Source organism: Paraburkholderia sp. (assembly GCF_035948235.1).
Taxonomy (GTDB): domain Bacteria; phylum Pseudomonadota; class Gammaproteobacteria; order Burkholderiales; family Burkholderiaceae; genus Paraburkholderia.
In genome coordinates this window covers 37,029-59,234 of sequence record NZ_DASZJJ010000220.1, presented here as the reverse complement: position 1 = coordinate 59,234, position 22,206 = coordinate 37,029, and the positions used below count along the sequence as shown (strand labels likewise).

The window sequence follows — 22,206 nt, the reverse complement described above, 5'->3', positions numbered from 1 at the left end:
AATCGCAGGCGACGCCTGTCGCTCACCTATCCTCGACTCCATTCGATGAACGACAATCCATCCCTACTTCTGCGCGACGTCACGATTTGCGCAGCCGATACGATCAATCCTTCACTGGCCGCCCGCGCACTCGATATTTCGATGTCGCAATGCACCTTCGGCGACGCCATTCTCTTCACCCACGAGAACGTGCCCACGCGCGCGCGCATTGCGCCGATCGAGCCGCTGCGCTCGCGCGAGGCTTATTCGGCGTTCATGCTCAAGGAGCTTGGCAAATTCATCAACACGCCCTGGGTGCTGGTCGCGCAGTGGGACGGTTACGTGCTGGACGCCTCGCGCTGGAGCCCGACGTTTTATGAGTACGACTATATCGGCGCGCACTGGCCGCATCGCCCGCATGGCGTGGACGTTGGCAACGGCGGATTTTCGCTGCGCTCGGCGCGCCTGTTGCGTGCGCTGGCCGACGAACGCTTCGTGGTCGAGCCGAACGTGGTTGAGGACGAAGCCATCTGCCAGCAATGGCGTCCCACGCTGGAGGCACAATACGGCATCCGCTTCGCGCCGCGCGAGGTGGCTGGGCAGTTCTCGTACGAAGCCTTGCCCGGCACGCGGCCGACTTTCGGCTTTCATGCTTCCTACAACATGTGGCGTCACGTCGACGACAGCGAAATGATGGCGATCATGCGCGATATCGACGAGCGGACTTTCAAGTCGCGCGATTCGCTGTTTCTGCTGGTCGCCTATTGCAAGGTTCACAAGTTCGCGTGCGTGAAAGCCATGTACGCGCGTTACCGCACGTTCTGGAATACGCAGGAAGTCGTCGACGCGCTGATGAAAATCGGCTTTGGCGGCGAGTACGCGCAACACTACGTGCGTATCTGCGAAGCCGCCTGATCAACTCTCCAGCGTCGCTCCACCCAGTATCGACTTCGCATCGGCGCGCGCGTTGTCGAGCTGCACGAGGCTTGCCTGGCGCGCCGCGAGTGCGTCGCCATGCTCGATCGCCGTGAGGATCGCCTTGTGACGCGGCAGCGACAACGCATGCGTGTTCGGATGCCGGCTCGTCAGCTTGATCGACTCGCCCAGCGCAAGCGACAGCATATTGCCGATGTAGCCGAGCATGTCGTTATGCGTGGCCGCCATGATCGCGCGATGGAACTCCAGATCGGGCGCGAGCAGGTCGTCGGCGGTCTGGGCCGCTTCCATGCGCGCGTAGGCCGCGGCAATGCGCGCGCGGTCTTCGTCGGTGGCGGAAATCGCGGCCAGCGCGGCGGCGGCCGGCTCGATGATCTGCCGCACCGTCATGAGCGAGCGGAAGAATTCGCCTTCGGGCAGGCTGTTGACGGTCCAGAACAGCACGTCCGGGTCGAGCATGTGCCATTCGTCGCGCGGGCGCACCACGCTGCCCACGCGCGGCTTCGACACCACGAGGCCCTTGGCCACCAGCACGCGCGTTGCTTCGCGCAGCACCGGGCGGCTCACGCCGTAGGTTTCGCACAAGCTGGGTTCGGGCGGCAGACGCTGGCCTGGCGGGAGCGTGCCGCCGACGATCTGCATGCCGATCTCCTGCACGATGCGCGCGTGCATGCTCTTGCGTTTCTCTAGATTGCGGTAATCCATAGATGATCCGACCGGGCGTGCCGGTCAGACATGCCCCCTGTGTACGGCTACTGCGCGCTGGTGGCGCGCATCGCCCGGTATTCTCGCCGCACGATGTCCATGAGCTCCGCCACCGAAGTGAGCGCGCTCTTTTGTTCATACGTCACGCGGCCCCGCTGCATCAACATGATGCGATCCGCTATGTCGAGCGTCTGCGCATAGTTGTGCATGATCATGATAATGGATAGCCCGCCCTTTTCCTTAAGACGCGTGATGAGGTCGATAATCAGACCCGCCTCGCGTGCGCCCATGGCGGCGAGCGGCTCGTCGAGCAGGAGGATCTTCGCGTTTGAATAGACGGCCCGCGCCACTGCGATCGCCTGGCGCTGACCGCCCGAAAGCCGCTCCACCGGCAGATCCACGGACGGCACATGCACGCCGATATCGTCCAGACACTGCGCCGCGCGCTCGCGCATCTGCTTGTGATCGAGCAGCTTGAAGGGACCGCGCCGTACGATCTCGCGGTTCAGGAACATGTTGTGATAGATCGATAGCGAGTTCGCCAGCGCGAGATCCTGATAAACGCATTCGATACCGAGCGAGCGGGCGTGATCGACGGAGCGCAGCAGCGTTTGCTGGCCGTCGATATAAAGTGTGCCGTCGGTCTGCTGATGAAAGCCCGTGAGGATCTTCACGAGCGTGGATTTACCGGCGCCGTTATCGCCCAGAATGCCGAGAATTTCCCCCTGGCCGAGCGTGAGCGACACGCCGTCGAGCGCCGTGACGGCGCCAAAGCGCTTGACGAGCTTGTCGCCGCGCAGCGCGAGCGAGGCTTCGGGACCCGCGCTGGCGGGAGGGGAGAAAGCCTGCGATTCGTCCATCAGCGGCCTCCCTTGCGGCGAATACGGCCGACGTGGATGTTGAAGATCATCGCGGCGAGAATCGCGGCGCCCAGGATGATATTGAACGTGAAGGCGTTGATGCCGATGAGCGTGAAGCCGTCGTTGAGGATGCCCAGCACCGCCGCGCCGATCAGCCCGCCCACGATCGTGCCCGAGCCGCCGGTGAGCGGCGTGCCGCCGATCACGGCTGCAGCCACCGCGAGAAACATGATCTGGTTGCCGCCCGCCTGCGGGTCGATCGAGGTGATGCGAAAGCCTTCCAGAATGCCGGTCAGACCCGCGAGCACGGCGGCCAGCACGAAGTTGCCGAGGCGCAGCCGGTTCACATGAATGCCCGCTTCGCTCGCGCCCAGCGGGTTCGCGCCCGCCGCCTGGGTATGCAGACCCCAGCGCGTGTGGCGCAACAGCGTGTGCATGATGACGGCGATGGCGATGGTCCAGAGAATCTCGCTATAGCCCCACGCGCCCATGAAGGCCGAAAACGCCGGAGAACCGGGCGTGGCCGCGGGCGTGCCGCGCGAGACGGTCAGCGTGATGCCGTTGATCAGAAACAGCGTACCGAGCGTGGTGACGAAGGAGGGCAGACGCAGCCAGACGGTCACGGCGCCATTCACGAAGCCGATGATCGCCGCCGCCACGAGGCCCGCGACCACGGCGAGCCACATCGGCGCGCCCGCGTCGTTGGCGAACACCATCATGAACGGCGCGAACGCGAACACCATACCCGCCGAAAGGTCGATATCGCCGCCGATCATCAGCATGATTTCGCCGAACGCGATGATCGCCACTGGCGCGATGAACTGCGAGAGATTGACGAGGCTCGCGTCGGTGAGCAGAAAATCGTGATTGGCGAACTCGAAGTACGCGGCCAGCAGCACGGCCACCAGCAGGATGCGCAGTTCGGCCGCCCAGTGGGAAGTCCACGACACACCCGCGCGCCGGGGCGCGCGGGCTTGGACCTTGCCGGGTTCGTTCACTGTGTCCATCACGACTTGATTGCGCCGCTCATCGGCACGATTTGCGGCTTGGTGGTCTTGCCTTCATAACGCGTCGAGGTGTTCAGATACGGCTCGACCGTCGACTTCGTCACGAACTTCAGACCCGTGTTGATGTTGGCCGGCCCCACCAGGCCGCCCGAGGCGAGGAACACGAACGCCTCCATCACCGTATAGAAGCCCTGCACATAGGGCTGCTGGTCGATGGTGAAATCGAGGAAGCCTTCGTGAATGAGCTGGATGGTGGTGGGCAGCAGATCGAAGCCGCCGCCGTGCACGCCCTTGGACGGCAGGTTCGATTCCTTCATCACCTGCGCAACGCCCTGGGTGCTGCCCGCATCGACGGCGAACATGCCCTTGAGATCCTGGTGGCCCAGATAGAACGACTTGATCTTCGAGAGTTCCTCGTTGACGGTCGCGCCCGTGGCCACGGTCTGGATGTCGATCTTTTTGCCGGACTTCTTGATGGCGTCGCTTGCGCCGTCCAGACGCGGCTGGATGTTCAACTGGCCAGGCGTGGCGATGAACAGCGCCACCATGCCGCTGTCGATCAGGCTCGCGATGCGCTCGCCCATCTGGTAGCCGGAGAGGTACAGGTCCTGGCCGATGTAGGCGAGGCGCGGATTGCTCTTGCCGCGCGGCGCGTCGGCGTTATAGGCGAACACCGGAATGCCCGCGTCGAGGGCCGCCTGGATCGGCTTGTCGAAGGCGCTGGGGTCGACGATCGGCACGGCGATGGCATCGGCCTTGGCGGCAATCGCCGAATTGACCGCGCGCACCATTTCGCCCGCATCCGACGTGGCCGAGCCGGTCCACTGATAGTCCATGCCGAGCATCGAACAGGCATCCTGGATGCCGTACTGGGTCGGCACGAAGAACGGGTTCGTGGTGACGTGGTTGACGAACACGATCTTCCACTTCTTGTGCGACGGGAACGCCATTTCGGCCGCCTGGGCCGAGGAAATCAAACCTCCCGCACCGCCTCCGAGCGCGCCCATCAGTGAGAGCGCCGCGCCCAGACCGGCGCCCTGCATCAAACCGCGCCGCGTGGCGTTCAGGCCCGTGTTGCCCGTTTCGTTCGTGTCCTTGTCGTCATCCCGTTGCTGCGCCATGTCTTCCTCCGATTCTCGTTGTCGTGGGTCGATGTGCTCGACGTTTGTCGATTGCGTGCAGATGCAGGGCGGCACCGGGAGTGCGTAGATCGGAAACACGGCAGCGCGAGTAACTGAGTAACGTGCCGTTCGGTACCGCAAAAATCTTAGTGCAGGGCTGTTGCGGCTCCTAATCCATGTATACCCCTAACTAGTCGGACTATTGTTCACGCCTCGCGCGGCGGCGAAGCCAGCCGGGCCTGCTGCATCGGATCGAGCGGCGTTTCCGCCTGCTGGGCCGCACGCTTCGCACGGGGCGCGCCCTTGCCGCTGCCGGTGGATTTACGGCGCGCCGCGTGACGTTCCGTGGCGCGCTGCAGCAGGCAGAACGCGCAGAGCAGGGCGCCGATCACGATGCGCGTCCACCAGGAGCTGAGCGTGCCGTCGAAGGTAATGAGCGTCTGGATCGTGCCGAGAATGCCCACGCCAAACACCGAGCCGATCACGTAACCCACGCCGCCCGTGAGCAGCGTGCCGCCGATCACGGTGGCGGCGATGGCGTCGAGTTCCATGCCCTGCGCCTGTAGCCCGTAACCGGAGAGCACATACAGCGTGAACACCACGCCGCCCAGCGAGGAACAAAAACCGGAGAGCGCATAGACGCCGATCTTGGTTCGCGCGACCGGCAGACCCATCAGCAGCGCGGAGCGCTCGTTGCCGCCGATCGCATAGACGTTGCGACCGAAGCGCGTGAAATGCGCGATCACGATGCCGGCGGCCAGCATCGCCAGCGCGGTGAGCGAGCCGGTCGTGAGCGAACCGCTGACCACCGGGATATTGAATTCGGAGAGCGCGTGAAAACCGGCGTCGTTGATCTGGATAGATTCGGTGGTGATGAGAAAGCAGGCGCCGCGCGCGAGGAACATGCCCGCGAGCGTGATGATGAAGGGCTGCAAGCGGAAGAAGTGAATCAGCGCGCCCATCGCCGCACCATAGAGCGTGCCCAGTATCAGCACCAGCGGCACGACCACGGCCACGGACCAGTGCAGCTTTTCGGTGCCCACGGCGCAAAGGATCGTGGTGAGCGCGACCACTGCCCCCACCGACAGATCGATGCCGCCCGAGATGATCACAAACGTCATGCCGATAGCGACGATCAGCAGAAAGGCGTTATCGACTAGTAGTCCAAACAATACCTGCAGCGAGAAAAAGCCCGTATACATGACCGAGCCAAAGCCGAACAAGGCGGCGAACAACAGCACGGTAACGACGATCGGCAGCACGCGTGGATCGACAAAGCGGGCGACGCCGCGTCGCCAGGCGGCGGGCGCAGAAGCGGTGGCAGGAGATGGACGGTTCATGCGGCAGGTTCCGGAAAAGTCCTTGAATAAAGCGCGTTCATCGCGATCACGCGCGCGCCCGGCGGCTCGTCGCGAGGCGGCGCAGTTGCGCGGCCAGGAACGCGCGCGCGGCGGGCGACTGGATCACGCTCACGACCAGCACGACAACGGCCTTGACCACGAGCGTCGCTTCGGGCGGCACGCCGATCGAATAGGTCGTGTAGGTGAGCGTCTGGATGATGAGCGCGCCCAGCACGGTGCCCGCGAGACTAAAGCGGCCGCCCGAAAGCGAAGTGCCGCCCAGCGTGACGGCGAGAATCGCATCGAGTTCGAGCAGCAGGCCCGCGTTGTTGCCGTCCGCGCTGCGCACGTTGGAACTGATGAGGATGCCCGCGATCGACGCCATGAGGCCGCAGAACGCATACGCGCCGAACACCACCGCTTGCGACGACAGCCCGGCCAGGCGCGCGGCCACCGGATTCACGCCGATCGAGCGGATAAAGAGCCCGAGCGCCGTGCGGTTGACGATCAGCACGGTCAGCACGGTCACGGCGATGGCGATCCACACGGCGCAGGGCACCAGCGCGAGATAGCCGCCGCCCGCGTACAGATAGCCTTTTGCGCCAATCGGGATGATCTGCCCACCCGTGAGCAATTGCGCAACGCCGCGTCCGGCCACCATGAGAATGAGCGTGGCGATGATCGGCTGCATGCCGATGAAGGCGACCAGCAGGCCGTTCCACATGCCCGCGAGCAGCCCGACCGCCAGCGCCGCGCCAAACGCCACGCCCACGCGCGAGGGATCGTCGGCGAGCACAGTTGCGGCGGCGGCACCCGCGATGGCGACCACCGCACCCACGGAAATATCGATGCCGCGCGTGGCGATCACGAGCGTCATGCCGAGCGAAACCACCACGAGCGGCGCGGCGCGCATGAGGATATCGACGGGCGCGCCGAACAGATGGCCGCCAAGCAGCGTGATCGAGAGGAAATTCGCACGATGCGCGACGTCCACGGCAAACAGCGCCACCAGCGTGACGACGGGCCACACGAGCGGATGCCGGAGCAGCAGCGCAAGCCAGTTCGGCAGACCTGAAGGCAGGCCCGAGGTCGGACGGGTATTCATCGGCGCTCTCCTGCGATGAGGTTGTAGACCTCGTGTTCCGAGCGCGACGCGCCCGCCAGTTCGGCCACCTTGCGCCGGTCGCGCAACACGGCAATGCGATCGCTCACGCGCACCACCTCGCTGATTTCGGACGAGATGAACAGGATGCCCAGCCCCTTCGCACAGAGTGCGCGCACGCGGTCCATGATCTCGAACTTGGCGGCGACGTCGATGCCGCGCGTGGGTTCGTCGAGTATCAAAAGGCGCGGTTCGGTCGCCAGCCACCTTGCGAGCAGCACTTTCTGCTGGTTGCCGCCCGACAGCAGGCCGATGGGCTGCTCCGCGTCGCGTGCCTTGATGCCTAGCTGCTCGATGTATCGATTGGCGAGTTCGCGCTGGCGCGCGCGGCTGATCATGCGCCACCAACCTCGCTGTGCCTGCAGCGCGAGCACGATGTTTTCGCGGATCGACAGATCGGCGACGATGCCTTCTTTCTTGCGGTCTTCGGGGCAATAGGCCATGCCATGCTTGACCGCGTCGCGCGGCGAGGACAGCTTGACCGTCTTGCCGTCGATACGCAGTGCGCCCGCGTCGGCCTTGTCCGCGCCGAACAGCAGACGCGCCGTTTCCGTGCGCCCGGACCCCAGCAGGCCCGCGAGGCCCAGAATCTGGCCAGGCTGCACTTCCAGATCGAGCGGATTGAGCACGCCGCGCCGCGCTACGCCTTGCGCGGCGAGGTAGGGCGCCTGCGTGTTGGCGGGGGAGTCGGCGTCGCGCGGCGCTTCGGCCTGGGTCAGCCGTTCGCCTGCATTCTGGAGTCCTACCATCTTTGCGACCAGCGTTTGCACCGGCAAATCTGCGGCGGGATATTCGCCTTCGCGCTCGCCGTTGCGCATCACCGTGATGCGGTCCGAGATCGCGTAGGTCTGCTCCAGAAAATGCGTGACGAAGAGAATGGCAATGCCGGATGCCTTGAGCTTGCGCAGCACGTCGAAAAGACGCGCGACTTCGCCTTCGTCGAGGCTCGAAGTCGGCTCGTCGAGAATCAGGATGCGCGCATCGACCGACACGGCGCGCGCGATCGCCACCATTTGCTGCATCGCAATGGGGTAAGTGTCGAGCGACTGCGTGACATCGAGCGAGAGATTGAGCTGTGCCAGAGCTTCCGCCGCGCGCCGGTGGATCGTTTTCCAGTCGATCAGACCGCGCCGGCGCGGCTGGCGGCCCGCGAAGATATTCTCGGCCACCGAAAGATTGGGGCAGAGATTGACCTCCTGATAGAGCGTCTGAATGCCCGCAGCTTCAGCTTCCTGTGGCGTCGAAAAACGCACCGCCTGACCGGCCAGACGGATTTCGCCGGCTTCCGGTTCATGCACACCGGTCAGCACATTGATGAGGGTGGATTTGCCCGCGCCGTTCTGACCCATCAGCGTGTGAATCTCGCCGGGGAACAGACGAAAATCGACCCGGTCGAGCGCACGCACGCCGGGGAAGGTTCGCGACAGGCCAACGGTTTCGAGTAGCGGCGTTGCGCTCATGGGCAGGCACCGGAAAAGAACGAAGTGCTAACTAATTGGCTTGAGAAAACATCATGGCGCGTGTCACGTCGTAGTGCCCGTGACACGCGCCACTTACTGCGGATGTACTGCAACCCCCACCTGCCACTCAATACTTGCGCGACGGCAGCGTTTGCGCTGCAACATCCATCGGGAACACGGTTTCGTTGGTCACGATGCGCTTGGGCAACTGCTTGCCCGCCACCACATCCTTCACGGCGCTCATCAACTGCGGCCCGAGCAGCGGGCTGCATTCCACGTCGACGTTCATCTTGCCGGCGATCATCGCCTCGAAGCCGCCCTTGGTGGCGTCGAACGAGACCACGGCCTGATCCTTGCCCGGCTTCATGCCGGCTTCTTCCATAGCCTGGATCGCGCCGAGCGCCATGTCGTCGTTATGCGCATACACCACGTTGATCTTGTTGCCGTAGGTCTTGGCGAACGCCTCCATCACCTGCTTGCCGCCCGCGAGCGTGAAGTCGCCGCTTTGCGACGCGATGATCTTGAACTTCGGATCGTTCTTGATGATCTCGATCAGGCCCGCGTGGCGGTCGTTGGCCGGCGCGGAGCCGACCGTGCCTTGCAATTCGACGATATTGATCGGGCCGGGATTGTTCTTGTAGTGATCTTCAAGCCACTTGCCCGCGCGACGGCCTTCTTCCATGAAGTCCGAGCCGATCATCGTGACGTAGAGCGATTGATCCTTCACGTCGATGTTGCGGTCCGTGAGGATCACGGGGATTTTCGCGCGCTTCGCTTCCTGCAGCACCGGCTCCCAGCCCGATTCGACCACGGGCGAGAACGCGATCACATCGACTTTCTGCGCGATATACGAGCGGATCGCCTTGATCTGGTTTTCCTGCTTCTGCTGGGCGTCCGAGAACTTGAGATTGATGCCGGCGTCCTTCGCGGCGGCCTTGACCGAAACGGTATTGGCGGTGCGCCAGGCGCTTTCCGCGCCCACCTGGGCAAAACCCAGCGTAATCTGCTTGTCTTCGGCATGGGCTACGCCCGATGCCAGGGAAAGGACTGAAAAGGCCGCCGCCGCCGCGACGAACCCGCTCACCATGCGAGTTGCCAGTTTCATGCGTGTCTCCGATGTCGCTCTGTAGTTTTTTAATTCACGGCGCATCACCCGCGTCCACCACGGCCGGACAGAATCACGAGAGAATCGCGCCATCCCAAACCCTCGGTTGCCCTTGGGTCGTTGCCTTGCCTTTTCGAACTACTTGTCTGCGTAGTTTCTGAATAGGCAAACTATATGCAACACGGTGAGCCGTTTTTATTAGCGTTTTCCCGATCTTTCCGACCTATATAGTCATGCTATTTATGGGTCTTTCTCACAAAGTGGGCAAAGCCATGAACACCCGTAAGCCCAAGCTCCGATCGGCCCAATGGTTCGGCACCACGGACAAGAACGGCTTCATGTACCGAAGCTGGATGAAGAATCAAGGCATCCCCGATCACGAGTTCGCGGGCAAGCCGATCATCGGCATCTGCAATACGTGGTCGGAACTCACGCCCTGCAACGCGCACTTTCGCAAGCTCGCGGAACACGTGAAGCGCGGCGTGTACGAGGCGGGCGGCTTTCCGGTGGAATTCCCGGTGTTTTCCAACGGCGAATCCAATCTGCGGCCCACGGCGATGTTCACGCGCAATCTCGCCTCGATGGACGTGGAAGAGTCGATTCGCGGCAATCCCGTCGATGCCGTGGTGCTGCTGGTGGGCTGCGACAAGACCACGCCCGCGCTGCTGATGGGCGCGGCCAGTTGCGACGTGCCCGCAATCGTGGTGAGCGGCGGCCCGATGCTCAACGGCAAGCACGAAGGCCGCGACATCGGCTCGGGCACGGTCGTGTGGCAACTCAGCGAGCAGGTGAAGGCGGGCAAGATTTCGATTCACGATTTCATGTCGGCGGAAGCGGGCATGTCGAGATCGGCGGGAACGTGCAATACGATGGGCACGGCCTCCACGATGGCCTGCATGGCCGAAGCGCTAGGCGTGACGCTGCCTCATAACGCAGCGATTCCCGCTGTGGATGCGCGGCGTTACGTGCTGGCGCAAATGTCAGGAATGCGAATCGTCGAGATGGCGCTGGAGGATTTGCGCTTGTCGAAGCTGCTCACGCGCGAAGCCTTCGAGAACGCGATTCGTGCCAACGCGGCGATTGGCGGCTCCACCAATGCGGCGATTCATTTGAAAGCGATAGCGGGCCGCATTGGCGTGCCGCTGGAACTGGACGACTGGACCCGCATCGGGCGCGGCACGCCCACGCTGGTCGATCTGCAACCGTCGGGCCGCTTTTTGATGGAAGAGTTTTACTACGCGGGAGGCTTGCCCGCTGTGCTGCGGCGGCTGGGCGAAGCGAACCTGCTGCCGCATCCCGACGCGCTCACCGCGAACGGCCGCACGCTCTGGGACAACGTGCGCGAGGCGCCCAACTACAACGACGAAGTAATCCGCCCGCTCGACAATCCGCTCGTGCAGGACGGCGGTCTGTGCGTGCTGCGCGGCAATCTTGCGCCCAACGGCGCGGTGCTCAAACCTTCCGCGGCCACGCAGAAGCTGCTCAAGCATCGCGGCCGCGCCGTGGTGTTCGAGAATTTCGACGACTACAAGGCGCGCATTGGCGATCCGGATCTGGACGTGGGGGCGGATTCGGTGCTCGTGATGAAGAACTGCGGCCCGAAAGGCTATCCTGGCATGGCCGAGGTCGGCAACATGGGGCTGCCGCCCAAGCTGCTCGCGCAGGGCGTGACCGACATGGTGCGCGTGTCGGACGCGCGCATGAGCGGCACGGCGTATGGCACGGTGGTACTGCACGTCGCGCCCGAAGCGCGCGCGGGCGGGCCGCTGGCGATCGTGCGCGACGGCGACTGGATCGAGCTGGATTGCGAGCAGGGCAGCTTGCGCGTGGATATCGACGATGAGGAAATCGGCGCGCGCCTGGAGGCGTGGCGCACGCAGCAGCAACCGCTGGCCGCGGATGGCAGCGGTTATCGCAAGCTCTACGTCGACCATGTGCTGCAAGCCGACGAGGGCTGCGATTTCGATTTTCTGGTGGGCTGCAGAGGCGCGGAGGTGCCGAAGCATTCGCATTGAACGCGCGCTGCGGTCATGCGTGAGACACTTTCGCGCATGACCCAGAACATCTACGACGATCCCGCTTTCTTCGAAGGCTATAGCCGCCTGAACCGCTCGATTCACGGCCTGGACGGCGCGCCCGAATGGCCAGCGCTGCGCGCGCTGCTACCCGATCCGCGCGGCTTGCGCGTGCTCGATCTGGGCTGCGGTTATGGCTGGTTCTGCCGCTGGGCGGTTGAGCAGGGCGCGGCGGCGGTCGAAGGCATCGACGTGTCGGAACGCATGCTGGAGCGTGCGCGCGCGATGTCGCCGAATGCGTTGGTAAGCTGGCGTCGCGCCGATCTGGAATCGCTATCCCTACCGGAAGCCGCGTTCGACGTCATCTATAGCTCGCTCGCGTTTCACTATGTCGAACAACTGGCGACGCTGCTGCGCACGATCCATCGCGCGCTCGCGCCGGGCGGCAAGCTGGTGTTTTCGATCGAACATCCGATCTACATGGCGCCGCGTGCGCCAGGCTTTCTCGTAGACGAAGCAGGCCACAAGAGCTGGCCGCTCGACAGTTACCAGAAGGAAGGGCCGCGCGTGACGAACTGGCTGGCCGAAGGCGTGGTGAAGCAGCACCGTACGATCGGCACGCTGGTGAACACGCTGATCGACAGCGGCTTTACGCTGGAACGATTGATCGAATGGGGACCGACGCAGGCGCAGCTTGACGCGATGCCCGATCTCGCGGAGGAATGCGAGCGGCCCATGATGCTACTGATAGGCGCGCAACGTTGATTCGTTGCGCGCCTTCGCAATGAACGCGCGATTGACACGCGATTAAAGCGCGATTACTTCTCGATGATGCCCGGAATCGCGACGTTCGGATTGACGTCGGCGGTGTAGTCCACGCCTTCGATGCCGAAGCCGAACAGGCGCAGGAATTCCGCCTTGTAGCCCGCGAAATCGGTCATCGCGTAGATGTTGTCGTCCGCGACTTCATCCCACCAGGCCTTGACCTGCGCCTGGATGGCGGGATCGAGTTCCTTGTAGTCGGCGCGCGCGCGGCCTTCGTCGTCGAGGATCGGCGTGGCGCTGTAGAGCGAGTCCTTGTAGAGACCGTAGACCTGCTCGATGCAGCCTTCGTGCGTGCCGTTGGCCTTCATCGCGCGGAACAGCAGCGACAGATACAGCGGCATGATCGGAATCGCCGAGCTGGCCTGCGTCACCACCGCCTTGAGCACCGCGACGCGCGCGTCGCCGCCCGTGGCCGCGAGCTTCGCGCGGATGTCCAGCACCTTCTGGTCCAGATCCTTCTTGGCCTGGCCAATCGAGCCGTTCCAGTAGATGTCGTGGGTGACTTCGGCGCCCAGGTACGTGAAGGCCGTGGTCTTGGCGCCATCGGCCAGCACACCGGCGGCCGCCAGCGCGTCGATCCACATCTGCCAGTCTTCACCGCCCATCACCGCCACGGTGCCGTCGATTTCGGCCTGGCTGGCGGCTTCCAGCACGGTTTCCTTGACGATTTCCTTGTCGGTGTCAATGCCGCGCATGCGCAGCGTCTTGCCCACCGGCTTGAGCGTCGAGTTGAACACTTCGCCCGTGACCGGATGCGTGCGGCGCGGTGCGGCGAGGCTGTAGACCACGAGGTCGACCTGGCCGAGATCGCGCTTGATCGTCTCGATGGTTTCCTGCTTGACGGCGTTCGAGAACGCGTCGCCGTTGATGGTCTTCGCGTAGAGACCCTTCTGGGTCGCGAATTTTTCGAAGGCTGCGGTGTTGTACCAGCCGGCCGTGGCCGGGCGGGTGTCGGTGCCGGCGCGCTCGAAGCACACGCCAAGCGTGGCCGCATCCGAGCCGAAGGCCGCCGAGATGCGGGCGGCGAGACCATAGCCCGTCGAGGAGCCGAGCACGAGCACGCGCTTCGGGCCGTTGGCGATGGGACCGTGTTGGGTAACGTATTCGATTTGCTGAGCGACGTTGGCTTCACATCCTGCCGGATGGGCCGTCACGCAAATGAAGCCGCGGACGCGCGGTTCGATAATCATCAGACTTCTCCGTAAGTCGCATTGCATGCAGGAACGGGGCGCATTTTAGCGCGAGCCTGCGTCGACGGCCATGAATGACGAATTTAACGAGGGTTTTTGGGGCCGGGTCGATGCCGCCAGGCGGCCGTTTCAATGCGCGGCAACGGCCTGGTTTTGCGTCGCCGGCAGGCAGCCAAGCCCCGCCAGCGTGGCTTCCACCGCCGCGTCCAGCGGTGTATGCGGCTCGCGGCCGAGTGTCGCGACGAGGCGCGCGTTGTCCAGTTCGAGCGTCTCGCGCCACAGGTAGCGCATCTCCAGCATTTCGCGCGGCGTGGTGGCGAAAAGCGCCGCCACGTAGATCAGCGGCCACGGGAACCCGCCGCGCCGGACCGTGAGGCCGTGCCGCGCGGCCACGCGGCAGATCGCGGCGGCTATCTGCGTGCCGTCGGCGTCCCAGTGGCCCGCCATGTGAAAGCGCGCGAAGGGCGCCAGCGTGGCACGCCGCTCGATCAGTTCGAGCATGGTGCGCGCCACGTCCGGCACGTAACCCCAGCTATGCCCCGCGCCGGGCGTGCCGGGCTCGCGCACGGTGCGCAGCGGCTGGCCGGGCTTGAGGAAGCCCTGCGCAAGCCAGCTATTGCCCACGCGCGGCCCGAAGAAGTCGCCCGCGCGTACCACGATGGCGCGCACGTCGCGCTCCGTGGCGGCCTGGATGCGCCGTTCCATCTCCACGCGGATCGCGCCCTTGCGGGTGCGCGGCTGCTGCGGCGCGTCCTCGGCGACGAGCGGCAGCACTTCAGGCCCGTAGTTGTAGACCGTGCCCGGCAGGACCACGGTGGCGCGCGCCGCCTGCGCGGCGGCGAGCGTGTTGTCGATCATCGGCAGCACCAGATCGGCCCAGCGGCGATAGCCCGGCGGGTTCACGGCATGGACGATGACCTGGCAACCCTGCGCGGCACGCATCACAGCGTCGCGGTCCATGACGTCGCCTTGCACGGATTCGATCCCGTCCGGGCGGCCCGCGCTGACGTTGCCGCTCACGCTGCGCTGCAGCGCCCGCACGCGCCAGCCTGCGCCGCTCAACTGCCGCGCCACTTCGCCGCCGATACCGCCGCTCACGCCCAGCACGAGCGCCGTGCGCGCCGTTTCGTCGAGATTTGCCGCCATGTTGGGTCTCGCTTGAAAGAAGTGTCGATGGCTGCATTCTGCGCGTCTTGCGGTTCATAAAAAATTACCTGGAATCGCCTAGCCGCTATACATTTATGCATGGACTCGAATCTCAACTGGGAACTCTACCGGACCTTCCTCGCTGTTCTCACGGAAGGCTCGCTCTCGGGCGCGGCGCGTACGCTCGGCATCACGCAGCCCACGGCGGGGCGGCACATAGCGGCGCTCGAAGCGGTCTTCGGCCAGCCACTTTTCACCCGCTCGCCGGCAGGGTTCCTGCCGACCGAAGCGGCGCGCATGCTGCGCGGCTATGCCGAGTCCATGCGCAACACAGCGGCGGCATTGGAGCGCGCGGCCTCGGGTCGGGGCAACGCCATGCGTGGCGTGGTACGCGTTTCCGCTAGCGAAGTGGTGAGCGTGGAAGTGCTGCCGCCAATCCTGGCCGCGTTGCGCCGCGCGCATCCGCAGATCGTGGTGGAACTGTTGCCGAGCAACCGCGTGCAGGACCTGCTGCAACGCGAAGTGGACATCGCCGTGCGGATGACGTCGCCGCAGCAGGACATGCTGATCGCGCGCCGCATTGGTGACATCGAAGTCGGCCTGCATGCGCGCGACGACTACCTGGCCGAATTCGGCACGCCTCGAACGCTCGCCGATCTCGCGCAGCACACGCTGATTGGCTATGACACGATCACGCCGTTCGTGCGCGCGGCGTCGAGCAAACTGCCGTACTGGAAACGCGACACCTTTGCGCTGCGCAGCGACAGCGACGTCGCGCAACTGGCGATGATTCGGGCGGGCTGTGGTATTGGCATATGTCAATCTGGGATCGCGCGCCGCGATGCGCGTTTGCAGCGCGTTTTGCCGCGCGCATGCGCCGTCAAGCTGACAACCTGGATCGCGATGCACGAGGATCTGCGCAGTAGCGCGCGTTGCGCGGCGACGTTTGCCGCTCTCGCTGACGGTCTTGAAGCGTATATCGAAGGCGCTAATGGCGTCGATTAGTCATCCATCAATGGATGGCTCGCGCACGAAACCTCAAATCAAAAAGCGCAAGCCCGCAATCTGCAAAAGCAGCATCAAATTCAGCGCCAGTATTGTGACCGTCCCGATGACCGCAACGATAATCGTCAGACAGCTATTCCGATAACGCCCCATCAGCGTGCGGTTTGAGGTGAACCACACCAGCGCGATCATCGGAACCGGCAGCGCAATGCTTAGCACTACCTGGCTCAGTACCAGCGCGCGATTCACATCGACGCCCAATGCTACTACTCCAAACGCCGGCACCATCGTAATCAGCCGTCTGGCCCAGACTGGAATGTGAAAGCCGACAAAGCCCTGCATGATCATCTGCCCGGCCATCGTTCCGACCACTGAACTCGACACGCCCGACGCGATCAGCGCCGCGAGAAACAACCCTGCTGCTGCCGCGCCCAGCAAGGGCGTCAGCGTGCGCCATGCCGTTTCTATGCTGGCGATGCCTGCATTTCCCGTATGAAACGCACTCGACGCCATGATGACCATCGCCATGTTGATAAGACCGGCCGCGCCCAACGCAAGCGCCACTTCAATATTCGAAAAGCGCAACAGCTTGCCGCGTTCGATTTCATCGCGCGGCCTCATGCGATTTTGCGTGAGGCCCGAATGCAGAAACAGCACATGCGGCATCACCGTGGCCCCGACAATCCCTACCGATATCGTCAGCGCATTGGCGTCCGGGATGGACGGCGTGAGCGTATGCATCACCACCGCATGCCAGCTAACCGGAGCGATCAGCAATTCAGCCAGATACGACAACCCAATTACGCCGATAAGCGCCGCAATCGCCAGTTCGAGTGGACGAAATCCGCGCTTCTCGAATTGCAGCAGCGCATAGGTGATGGCTGCGGTGATCAACATACTGGGCATGATCGGCAGATGCGTGAGCAAGGACACGCCAATCGCGCCGCCGACGAATTCCGCAAGATCGGTTGCCATTGCCGCGATTTCGCTGATGCCCCACATGACGAGCACATAGCGGCGCGGCAAGGCGGCACGGCACAACTGCGCGAGATTGCGACCAGTCACGAGCCCAAGCTTTGCGGACAACGACTGGAACAGCATGGCGACGACGTTCGCCACCGCCACTACCCATAGCAAGGCATAGCCGTATCCGGCGCCCGCCTGAATATTGGTGGCGAAGTTGCCGGGGTCCATATAGGCGATCGACGCCACCACCGCCGGGCCCGCGAATGGCAGCATCGCACGCAAGCCGCGTCGCCGTCCGGCCAGCGTTTCGCGCATGTCAAAACAGGTCTGCTCTGTGAGCGTCTGTGGCGCGGCTTGACTGATCGCTTCGTTCATGGCTTTTCCTGTCCGTCGTCGAACGTTCAACCTGAGACCGATGCAGACCGGTCAACGGGATCGCGATGGCAATCGCGAACGCCCGTTGCCGGCAGGGCACAATGCGTGCGCGGCATGCAATGCGCGCTTTACGCGCTCATGTTGAGCACGCCGTTGACGCCGTTCGGGAAGAAGCCGCCTTTGGTCGTTACGCCGCTCGTCAGATAGACGATATTGAGGACGTTGCTGTAATTGCGGCTGAACGCGAGGCCATTGCTGTCGAGAGGCACGATGTTCGATGTGCCGGAAGACGAGCCGGTGATGCCCTGATCGTCGTGGCCGTTGTTGTCGAGGGCGTCGCGTGCGGCGGAGATTGCGTTGGCCGCCGTGATGAGGCTCGTCATATCGATACCTTTCGAATACAGCACCGTGCGCACGAGCCCGGCGTGATAAGCCTCGGCTGCCAGAATGCCGGCGGCGGCTTCCAGGAAGGTCTTGTTGGTGATCAGCGGCGAAGCGCCCTTATAGGCCGTCACGCCAACGTCTTCGAAGATAAACGCGCCGAGCAGGAAGTTGTTGTCGCTCGCATACGGGTTGAACGCAACACCTGCACCCACCAGCCCAGCCGCGCGTGCCGCGTTCGAGAACGCGCCGTTCGGATTCGTGCCGCCGATGTCGATCGACGGCATGGCCACCGCCGCCGAGCCCAATGCGCTGCGCAGGAACGCGACGTGCTCACGTTCGTCATTGGCGATCTCATTCGCGTACGCCTGCACCACGGAGTCCTGAAACGGCACCTGCTGACCGGGGATGATCGTGCCCATCGTGCCTGCCCCGCCTGTCATGCTGGATGCAAGGCCGGAACCCGTGGTGGCGTACGTATAGAACTGCGCTTCCAGATACTCCAGATTCAACGCGAAGTTAAGGATTTCCGGGTCGGTCGGCGCGCTTTGCGCCGATGCGCTCTGACCCGATCCACCGCCGCAGGCGCCGATCAGCGTGCCGCCGACCAGACCAAGTCCTAGACCACCCGCATTACGAAAGAATTGCCTGCGTTGCAATCGCCGTTCGACACGGCGGTCAAACATATTGATTAGCTGTGCTGAATCAGATTTGGAATCGGACATGGCCTTGCTCCTCATAGATATCGCTGCTGGGAATAACGCGAGCGCTGGCGACGTGCGCGCAAAGGCAATAGCAAGCCCTTAACGACGCGACGGCACGAATCGCAGGGACGAAGGTTGACCGACCCTCACCCACAAGCTGGCTAAAAAGATGAGAAGAGGCGAGCCCTCAATACCACCTACGGACGGGGCGGCTGGGCGGATGCACGTTGTCGGGAATATTGTTCGAACAACAGATACCGGCCGTTCGTGGTCATAGCTCCTACGAACGACCGGTACCGGCATGTGTTGATCAGGGGAATGCTTTACGCTTCGCTCGCGACTTCAACGAGCGGCTCGCAGCGAATCGGAAAGTTGACCGAGTTGGCGATATAGCATTGCTCATGCGCAGCGTGATGCAGATGCTCCGCAAGACTGCGGTTGTCCCCCGCGCGGATCGTCACACGCGGACGCAGCACGATCTCCTTGAACCGGCCCGCTTCGGCGTTGTCGAGCATCGTGCCTTGCGCGTTGTCCTCATAGGCGAGCACGGCGACGCCCGCGTCGGCGCACAGATGCAGATACCAGAGTTTGTGACAGGCGCTGGCGGAGGCCACGAGCAGATCTTCGGGATTCCAGCGCGCCGCGTCGCCACGAAAGGCGGGGTCCGCCGACCCGGGGATAGCGGGCTTGCCGGCCGATTCGATGAGGTGGTCGCGTCCATAGTCGCGATAACCCGAGGTGCCCGTGCCGCGATTGCCGGTCCATCGCACCGTGACCGTGTAGTTGTGTTCCGTATGCGCCATCTCAAGTTCTCCATGCTGTCGAAGGTCCGGTCATTATGGCTTCGATTATCAAAATGGTATACCATTATTCTATTCGGACAATCGTGGGATGCGGGCACGGGGCATGGAAACCAGAATCGATTCGACGGCACAGGCCGTGGCGGCGGCGTTGCGGGACATGATCGTCGAAGGCGAGCTTGCGGCGGGCGAGCGGCTGGTGGAGCGCGACCTGGCCGAGCGTTTCGAGGTGAGCCGCATTCCCTTGCGCGAGGCGATCCAGCGTCTGGAGCGCGAAGGGCTGGTGGAGATCTACCGCAATCGCGGCGCGGTGGTGCGCATGCTCGACGCGCAGGACATCGCAGAAATCTACGATTTGCGTGTGCTGCTTGAAGGCGATGCCATATTCCGCGCTGTCAAGCGTGTCGACGACGAAACGCTCGCGCGCGCAGCACTCGTGCATCGGCTGCTGGGCGAAGCGCAAACGCGCAGGAAGCAGGGCGAGCTGAATCGAGAGTTCCATGAACTGCTGTACGGCGCATGCGGCAACGCGCGCATGATCGCGACGATACGCGAACTGCGTCACCAGGTAGAGCGTTACGAACGCCTGCAACACACTTTGCTTGCCGATACCCCCGCATTCCAGCACGAGCACGAAGGCATTCTCGAAGCCGGTCTTGCGCGCAATGCACGGCTTGCGCGCTCGCTCACGGTAGCGCATATCGAATCGGCAAGACGTATTGCGTTGGCCGTGGTCGTGGATCAATCGGCGTAAGTGCCGCTTCACGTCATTCACACCTGATACGCCTTTCTTTACGACATTTTTGCTTGTGACCCTCCGCGCGCAAATCTAGACTTGGCTGCATGGAAACGAGAGGAGAAGCCATGTCGACGCAGCGCGCACCGCAATGCCAGCACGACCGGATCATCTGCAATCAGCCGGGCATTGGCCGCCTGGTGTTGCGACGCTTCGATCCGCAGCGCGATTCGTGGGAATTCCTCACGCAACTGCTGCACCGAGCGTTTGCGCGGCTCGCTTCACTGGGACTGCATTGCGCGTGTGTGGATCAGGCGCCCGATGTCACCCGTGCGCGTGCGCTGGCGGGCGACTGTTTCGTGGCGGTCTGCAACGGCCGCATCGTTGGCACCATGACGCTCGAAGGCCGCGACGCGGCATCGCCTTGCGAGCAATATCGACAGCGCGGCGTGGTCTCGTTGCATCAGTTCGGCGTCGAACCGGCGTGGCAGAGTCGTGGCATTGGTCGAGCGCTGCTTGCCTTTGCGAGTCAGTGGAGCGCCGCGCGCGGCTGCACGCAGGTCGCGCTCGATACCCCATTCCCCGCGGCACATCTGGTGGCGTTCTATCGGGCGCAGGGCTTCAGTCTGGTCGATGTGGTGCGCTTCGCGGGACGCGGCTACGACAGCGCGATCCTGAGCAAGGCGGCCGGTAGCGGCTCTTTCGGACGCATGCAGCCCGCGCATGCGAGCGTATATGCCTGCGCGCACGCAAGCGGCGCAAGACGCTAGAGCGCGTTTTTACGCGGTTTTTACGGCGTTTTCCTCGACCCAGCGGATGAAATCCGCAGCCGGCATGGCCTTCGCGTAAAGCCAGCCCTGCGCGAACTGCACGTCATGCTCGCGCAGATACGCGGCCTGCTCTTCGCTTTCTACGCCTTCCGCGACCATCGCCAGCTTCAGTTCGTGCGCGATGCAGATGATGTGCGGCACGATCGCGTTGACCTCGGAACCGGAAGTCAGCGCGTTGACGAAGGACTTGTCGATCTTGATGCCGTCTACGGGCAACGCATGCAGATACGCGAGGCTCGAATAACCGGTGCCGAAATCGTCGATGAAAACCTTGTGGCCCGCGTCGCGATAGCCTTGCAAAACCGGCCCCAAACGTTGCGCGTCGATAAACGCTCGCTCGATGCATTCGAACCAGATCTGCTCCGCGCGTACGTCGAGACTCGCGAAGCATGCCTTGAGCGTATGCAGGAAGCGCGAGGACACCAGATCGTCGCGAGTAACGTTGATCGAGATATGCAGGTCGCGACGCTGCGTGAGCAACGTGCCCGCGCCCGCAAACACGGACTGGATCACGAGGTCGGTGATCGGCTGGATCAGGCCGAGCGACTCCGCCATGGGGATGAAAGTGTCGGGTGCGACGATGGTGCCATCGGCGAGCGTCCAGCGCACCAGCGCCTCCGCGCCGACGCAGCGGCCCGTGTGCAGATCGACGAGGGGCTGGAACCAGGCGGTGAACTGGCGCTGGCGTATGCCTTCGAGCAGCGCGTGACGTGGCGTGCGCAGCTTGCGGCGCCAGCGCAGCACGAGCCAGGTGCCGAGAGCGCTCGCCAGCAGCGCGGGCACGAGTAAAAACCTGACCTGGGCGGCCACGTCGGGGCGCACGCGGTCCGCTGGTTCATAGGCGACTACGGCAAGCGGATAACGCTGCGAACGATCGACTACGTAATAGCGCCGCTCGAAAAATGATGAGGAATGCTCGCGGAACAGCGCGGCGCGCATCAGCGCCACGTCCGCGCGCGGCCAGCGCGTGACGATCGCGCCTTCGAGCGACTCCAGCAGCGCCAGCTCGATGGTGTCGTCAAGCGGCACGATGTCGAGATAAAAACGCGGATCGACCACGACGATATGGTTGCCATAGCGGATATTGAGCATGCGCGTTTCGTTGCCGCGCTTGCCGACCTCCGTGGACCACGCGCTGAAGCCGTCGCTATAAGACCATTGCGCGGGCGGCAGGTCAGTGCCGGCCAGGCCACGCAGTGTGGAGCATCGAATCCTCTCGCCGTCGGTCCACGCCACGTTGCGGATATAGCGGTATTGCTCCTCGACGCGCCGCATGATCTGCAGATGATCGGGCGTGCAGGGCGTACCTTGTTCGGGCGCGAGCGAGCGCAGCGCCGCTTCGGCTTCAGCGGTCACGAGTTCGGCGCGCACGAGCGCGCGGCGCGAATATTCGTCGATCAGCGCGCGCTGATGTTGCTCGACTACCGTATCCGCGACCCAGACGACCGCCGTGAGCGCTGCGCCCACGCCGAGCGCGACGAGGCAGAACGTGGCCAGCGCGGACAATCTGCTTTTCATGCCGGGTGAGCGCGTGCGCAAAAGAAGGGCACGCCGATGT

Annotated in this window: 20 protein-coding genes; 6 read left to right on the top strand and 14 right to left on the bottom strand. The window is 63.6% G+C overall.

All coding sequences use genetic code 11. The features are described from left to right. On the top strand, nt 1-894 hold an 894-nt coding region (locus VG320_RS19095), incomplete at its 5' end, for a DUF5672 family protein (protein WP_327201646.1). On the opposite strand, the gene VG320_RS19090 is transcribed toward VG320_RS19095, so the two are convergent. The 8 genes from VG320_RS19090 to VG320_RS19055 all read right to left on the bottom strand — a co-directional run bounded on the left by VG320_RS19090 (nt 895) and on the right by VG320_RS19055 (nt 9,675). Then, nucleotides 895-1,620, bottom strand: a complete 726-nt coding sequence (locus VG320_RS19090; RefSeq protein WP_327201645.1) for a FadR/GntR family transcriptional regulator — start codon at nt 1,618-1,620, stop codon at nt 895-897. Nucleotides 1,621-1,667: 47 nt separating this feature from the next. Then, the gene (locus tag VG320_RS19085) at nt 1,668-2,480 is read right to left on the bottom strand and encodes an ATP-binding cassette domain-containing protein (RefSeq protein ID WP_327201644.1); all 813 of its coding nucleotides are present in this window, start codon (nt 2,478-2,480) and stop codon (nt 1,668-1,670) included. Then, complete coding sequence (locus VG320_RS19080; RefSeq protein WP_327201643.1) at nt 2,480-3,487, bottom strand: ABC transporter permease; 1,008 nt, start codon at nt 3,485-3,487, stop codon at nt 2,480-2,482. The genes VG320_RS19085 and VG320_RS19080 overlap by 1 nt, the downstream gene beginning before the upstream one ends. Continuing rightward, nucleotides 3,487-4,608, bottom strand: coding sequence for a sugar ABC transporter substrate-binding protein (locus VG320_RS19075; protein WP_327201642.1), 1,122 nt, complete (start codon nt 4,606-4,608; stop codon nt 3,487-3,489). Before VG320_RS19075 ends, VG320_RS19080 begins: the two co-directional genes overlap by 1 nt. A gap of 206 nt (nt 4,609-4,814) precedes the next feature. Further along, nucleotides 4,815-5,948, bottom strand: a complete 1,134-nt coding sequence (gene yjfF / locus VG320_RS19070; protein WP_327201641.1) for a galactofuranose ABC transporter, permease protein YjfF — start codon at nt 5,946-5,948, stop codon at nt 4,815-4,817. A 46-nt stretch (nt 5,949-5,994) separates the two neighbouring features. Continuing rightward, nucleotides 5,995-7,053 carry an ABC transporter permease gene (locus VG320_RS19065; RefSeq protein WP_327201640.1) on the bottom strand — a complete coding sequence of 353 codons (1,059 nt, stop codon included), beginning with the start codon at nt 7,051-7,053 and terminating at the stop codon, nt 5,995-5,997. Then, a complete protein-coding gene (locus VG320_RS19060; protein WP_327201639.1) occupies nt 7,050-8,570 on the bottom strand; it encodes a sugar ABC transporter ATP-binding protein in 1,521 nt (506 codons plus the stop codon). Before VG320_RS19060 ends, VG320_RS19065 begins: the two co-directional genes overlap by 4 nt. A 127-nt stretch (nt 8,571-8,697) precedes the next feature. Then, on the bottom strand, nt 8,698-9,675 hold the full coding sequence (locus VG320_RS19055; protein ID WP_414696074.1) for an ABC transporter substrate-binding protein: 978 nt from the start codon (nt 9,673-9,675) through the stop codon (nt 8,698-8,700). A 272-nt stretch (nt 9,676-9,947) separates the two neighbouring features. Here VG320_RS19055 and VG320_RS19050 point away from each other — a divergent pair, with 272 nt between their 5' ends. Together VG320_RS19050 and VG320_RS19045 are read left to right on the top strand one after the other, a co-directional pair. Then, complete coding sequence (locus VG320_RS19050; protein WP_327201638.1) at nt 9,948-11,690, top strand: IlvD/Edd family dehydratase; 1,743 nt, start codon at nt 9,948-9,950, stop codon at nt 11,688-11,690. Nucleotides 11,691-11,726: 36 nt separating this feature from the next. Next, nucleotides 11,727-12,455 carry a class I SAM-dependent methyltransferase gene (locus tag VG320_RS19045; RefSeq protein ID WP_327201650.1) on the top strand — a complete coding sequence of 243 codons (729 nt, stop codon included), beginning with the start codon at nt 11,727-11,729 and terminating at the stop codon, nt 12,453-12,455. Nucleotides 12,456-12,508: 53 nt separating this feature from the next. Here the strand turns inward: VG320_RS19045 and fabV are convergent, their stop codons facing one another. Together fabV and VG320_RS19035 are read right to left on the bottom strand one after the other, a co-directional pair. Next, complete coding sequence (gene fabV, locus VG320_RS19040; protein WP_327201637.1) at nt 12,509-13,705, bottom strand: enoyl-ACP reductase FabV; 1,197 nt, start codon at nt 13,703-13,705, stop codon at nt 12,509-12,511. A 129-nt stretch (nt 13,706-13,834) separates the two neighbouring features. Beyond that, nucleotides 13,835-14,851 (bottom strand): NAD-dependent epimerase/dehydratase family protein, encoded by a 1,017-nt coding sequence (locus VG320_RS19035; protein WP_327201636.1) that lies wholly within the window; start codon nt 14,849-14,851, stop codon nt 13,835-13,837. Between the two features lie 99 nt (nt 14,852-14,950). Between VG320_RS19035 and VG320_RS19030 the strand changes: the two genes are divergently transcribed. Beyond that, complete coding sequence (locus VG320_RS19030) at nt 14,951-15,856, top strand: LysR family transcriptional regulator (RefSeq protein ID WP_327201635.1); 906 nt, start codon at nt 14,951-14,953, stop codon at nt 15,854-15,856. A gap of 33 nt (nt 15,857-15,889) precedes the next feature. Here VG320_RS19030 and VG320_RS19025 read toward each other — a convergent pair whose 3' ends face one another. The 3 genes from VG320_RS19025 to VG320_RS19015 all read right to left on the bottom strand — a co-directional run bounded on the left by VG320_RS19025 (nt 15,890) and on the right by VG320_RS19015 (nt 19,085). Further along, nucleotides 15,890-17,197 carry an Nramp family divalent metal transporter gene (locus VG320_RS19025; RefSeq protein ID WP_414696073.1) on the bottom strand — a complete coding sequence of 436 codons (1,308 nt, stop codon included), beginning with the start codon at nt 17,195-17,197 and terminating at the stop codon, nt 15,890-15,892. Between the two features lie 128 nt (nt 17,198-17,325). Continuing rightward, the gene (locus VG320_RS19020) at nt 17,326-18,303 is read right to left on the bottom strand and encodes a ferritin-like domain-containing protein (protein WP_327201634.1); all 978 of its coding nucleotides are present in this window, start codon (nt 18,301-18,303) and stop codon (nt 17,326-17,328) included. Nucleotides 18,304-18,605: 302 nt separating this feature from the next. Beyond that, on the bottom strand, nt 18,606-19,085 hold the full coding sequence (locus VG320_RS19015) for an OsmC family protein (RefSeq protein ID WP_327201633.1): 480 nt from the start codon (nt 19,083-19,085) through the stop codon (nt 18,606-18,608). 103 nt (nt 19,086-19,188) lie between these two features. On the opposite strand from VG320_RS19015, the gene VG320_RS19010 reads away from it, so the two are divergent. Beyond that, entirely contained in the window at nt 19,189-19,836 is a 648-nt protein-coding gene (locus VG320_RS19010; protein WP_327201632.1) for a GntR family transcriptional regulator, read from the top strand. A 110-nt stretch (nt 19,837-19,946) separates the two neighbouring features. After that, a complete protein-coding gene (locus VG320_RS19005) occupies nt 19,947-20,588 on the top strand; it encodes a GNAT family N-acetyltransferase (RefSeq protein WP_327201631.1) in 642 nt (213 codons plus the stop codon). A 9-nt stretch (nt 20,589-20,597) separates the two neighbouring features. On the opposite strand, the gene VG320_RS19000 is transcribed toward VG320_RS19005, so the two are convergent. Beyond that, complete coding sequence (locus VG320_RS19000; protein ID WP_327201630.1) at nt 20,598-22,166, bottom strand: EAL domain-containing protein; 1,569 nt, start codon at nt 22,164-22,166, stop codon at nt 20,598-20,600. Nucleotides 22,167-22,206 lie beyond the last annotated feature (40 nt).

Excerpts from the sequence above, each read along its gene's own strand:
- VG320_RS19045 (WP_327201650.1), top strand. The coding sequence starts at position 11,727 with ATGACCCAGAACATCTACGACGATCCCGCTTTCTTCGAAGGCTATAGC.
- VG320_RS19075 (WP_327201642.1), bottom strand. The coding sequence starts at position 4,608 with ATGGCGCAGCAACGGGATGACGACAAGGACACGAACGAAACGGGCAAC.
- VG320_RS19020 (WP_327201634.1), bottom strand. The coding sequence starts at position 18,303 with ATGTCCGATTCCAAATCTGATTCAGCACAGCTAATCAATATGTTTGAC.
- VG320_RS19090 (WP_327201645.1), bottom strand. The coding sequence starts at position 1,620 with ATGGATTACCGCAATCTAGAGAAACGCAAGAGCATGCACGCGCGCATC.
- VG320_RS19005 (WP_327201631.1), top strand. The coding sequence starts at position 19,947 with ATGTCGACGCAGCGCGCACCGCAATGCCAGCACGACCGGATCATCTGC.
- VG320_RS19055 (WP_414696074.1), bottom strand. The coding sequence starts at position 9,675 with ATGAAACTGGCAACTCGCATGGTGAGCGGGTTCGTCGCGGCGGCGGCG.
- fabV (WP_327201637.1), bottom strand. The coding sequence starts at position 13,705 with ATGATTATCGAACCGCGCGTCCGCGGCTTCATTTGCGTGACGGCCCAT.
- VG320_RS19080 (WP_327201643.1), bottom strand. The coding sequence starts at position 3,487 with ATGGACACAGTGAACGAACCCGGCAAGGTCCAAGCCCGCGCGCCCCGG.
- VG320_RS19085 (WP_327201644.1), bottom strand. The coding sequence starts at position 2,480 with ATGGACGAATCGCAGGCTTTCTCCCCTCCCGCCAGCGCGGGTCCCGAA.
- VG320_RS19030 (WP_327201635.1), top strand. The coding sequence starts at position 14,951 with ATGGACTCGAATCTCAACTGGGAACTCTACCGGACCTTCCTCGCTGTT.
- VG320_RS19015 (WP_327201633.1), bottom strand. The coding sequence starts at position 19,085 with ATGGCGCATACGGAACACAACTACACGGTCACGGTGCGATGGACCGGC.
- VG320_RS19010 (WP_327201632.1), top strand. The coding sequence starts at position 19,189 with ATGGAAACCAGAATCGATTCGACGGCACAGGCCGTGGCGGCGGCGTTG.
- VG320_RS19050 (WP_327201638.1), top strand. The coding sequence starts at position 9,948 with ATGAACACCCGTAAGCCCAAGCTCCGATCGGCCCAATGGTTCGGCACC.
- yjfF (WP_327201641.1), bottom strand. The coding sequence starts at position 5,948 with ATGAACCGTCCATCTCCTGCCACCGCTTCTGCGCCCGCCGCCTGGCGA.
- VG320_RS19000 (WP_327201630.1), bottom strand. The coding sequence starts at position 22,166 with ATGAAAAGCAGATTGTCCGCGCTGGCCACGTTCTGCCTCGTCGCGCTC.
- VG320_RS19060 (WP_327201639.1), bottom strand. The coding sequence starts at position 8,570 with ATGAGCGCAACGCCGCTACTCGAAACCGTTGGCCTGTCGCGAACCTTC.
- VG320_RS19035 (WP_327201636.1), bottom strand. The coding sequence starts at position 14,851 with ATGGCGGCAAATCTCGACGAAACGGCGCGCACGGCGCTCGTGCTGGGC.
- VG320_RS19025 (WP_414696073.1), bottom strand. The coding sequence starts at position 17,197 with ATGAACGAAGCGATCAGTCAAGCCGCGCCACAGACGCTCACAGAGCAG.
- VG320_RS19065 (WP_327201640.1), bottom strand. The coding sequence starts at position 7,053 with ATGAATACCCGTCCGACCTCGGGCCTGCCTTCAGGTCTGCCGAACTGG.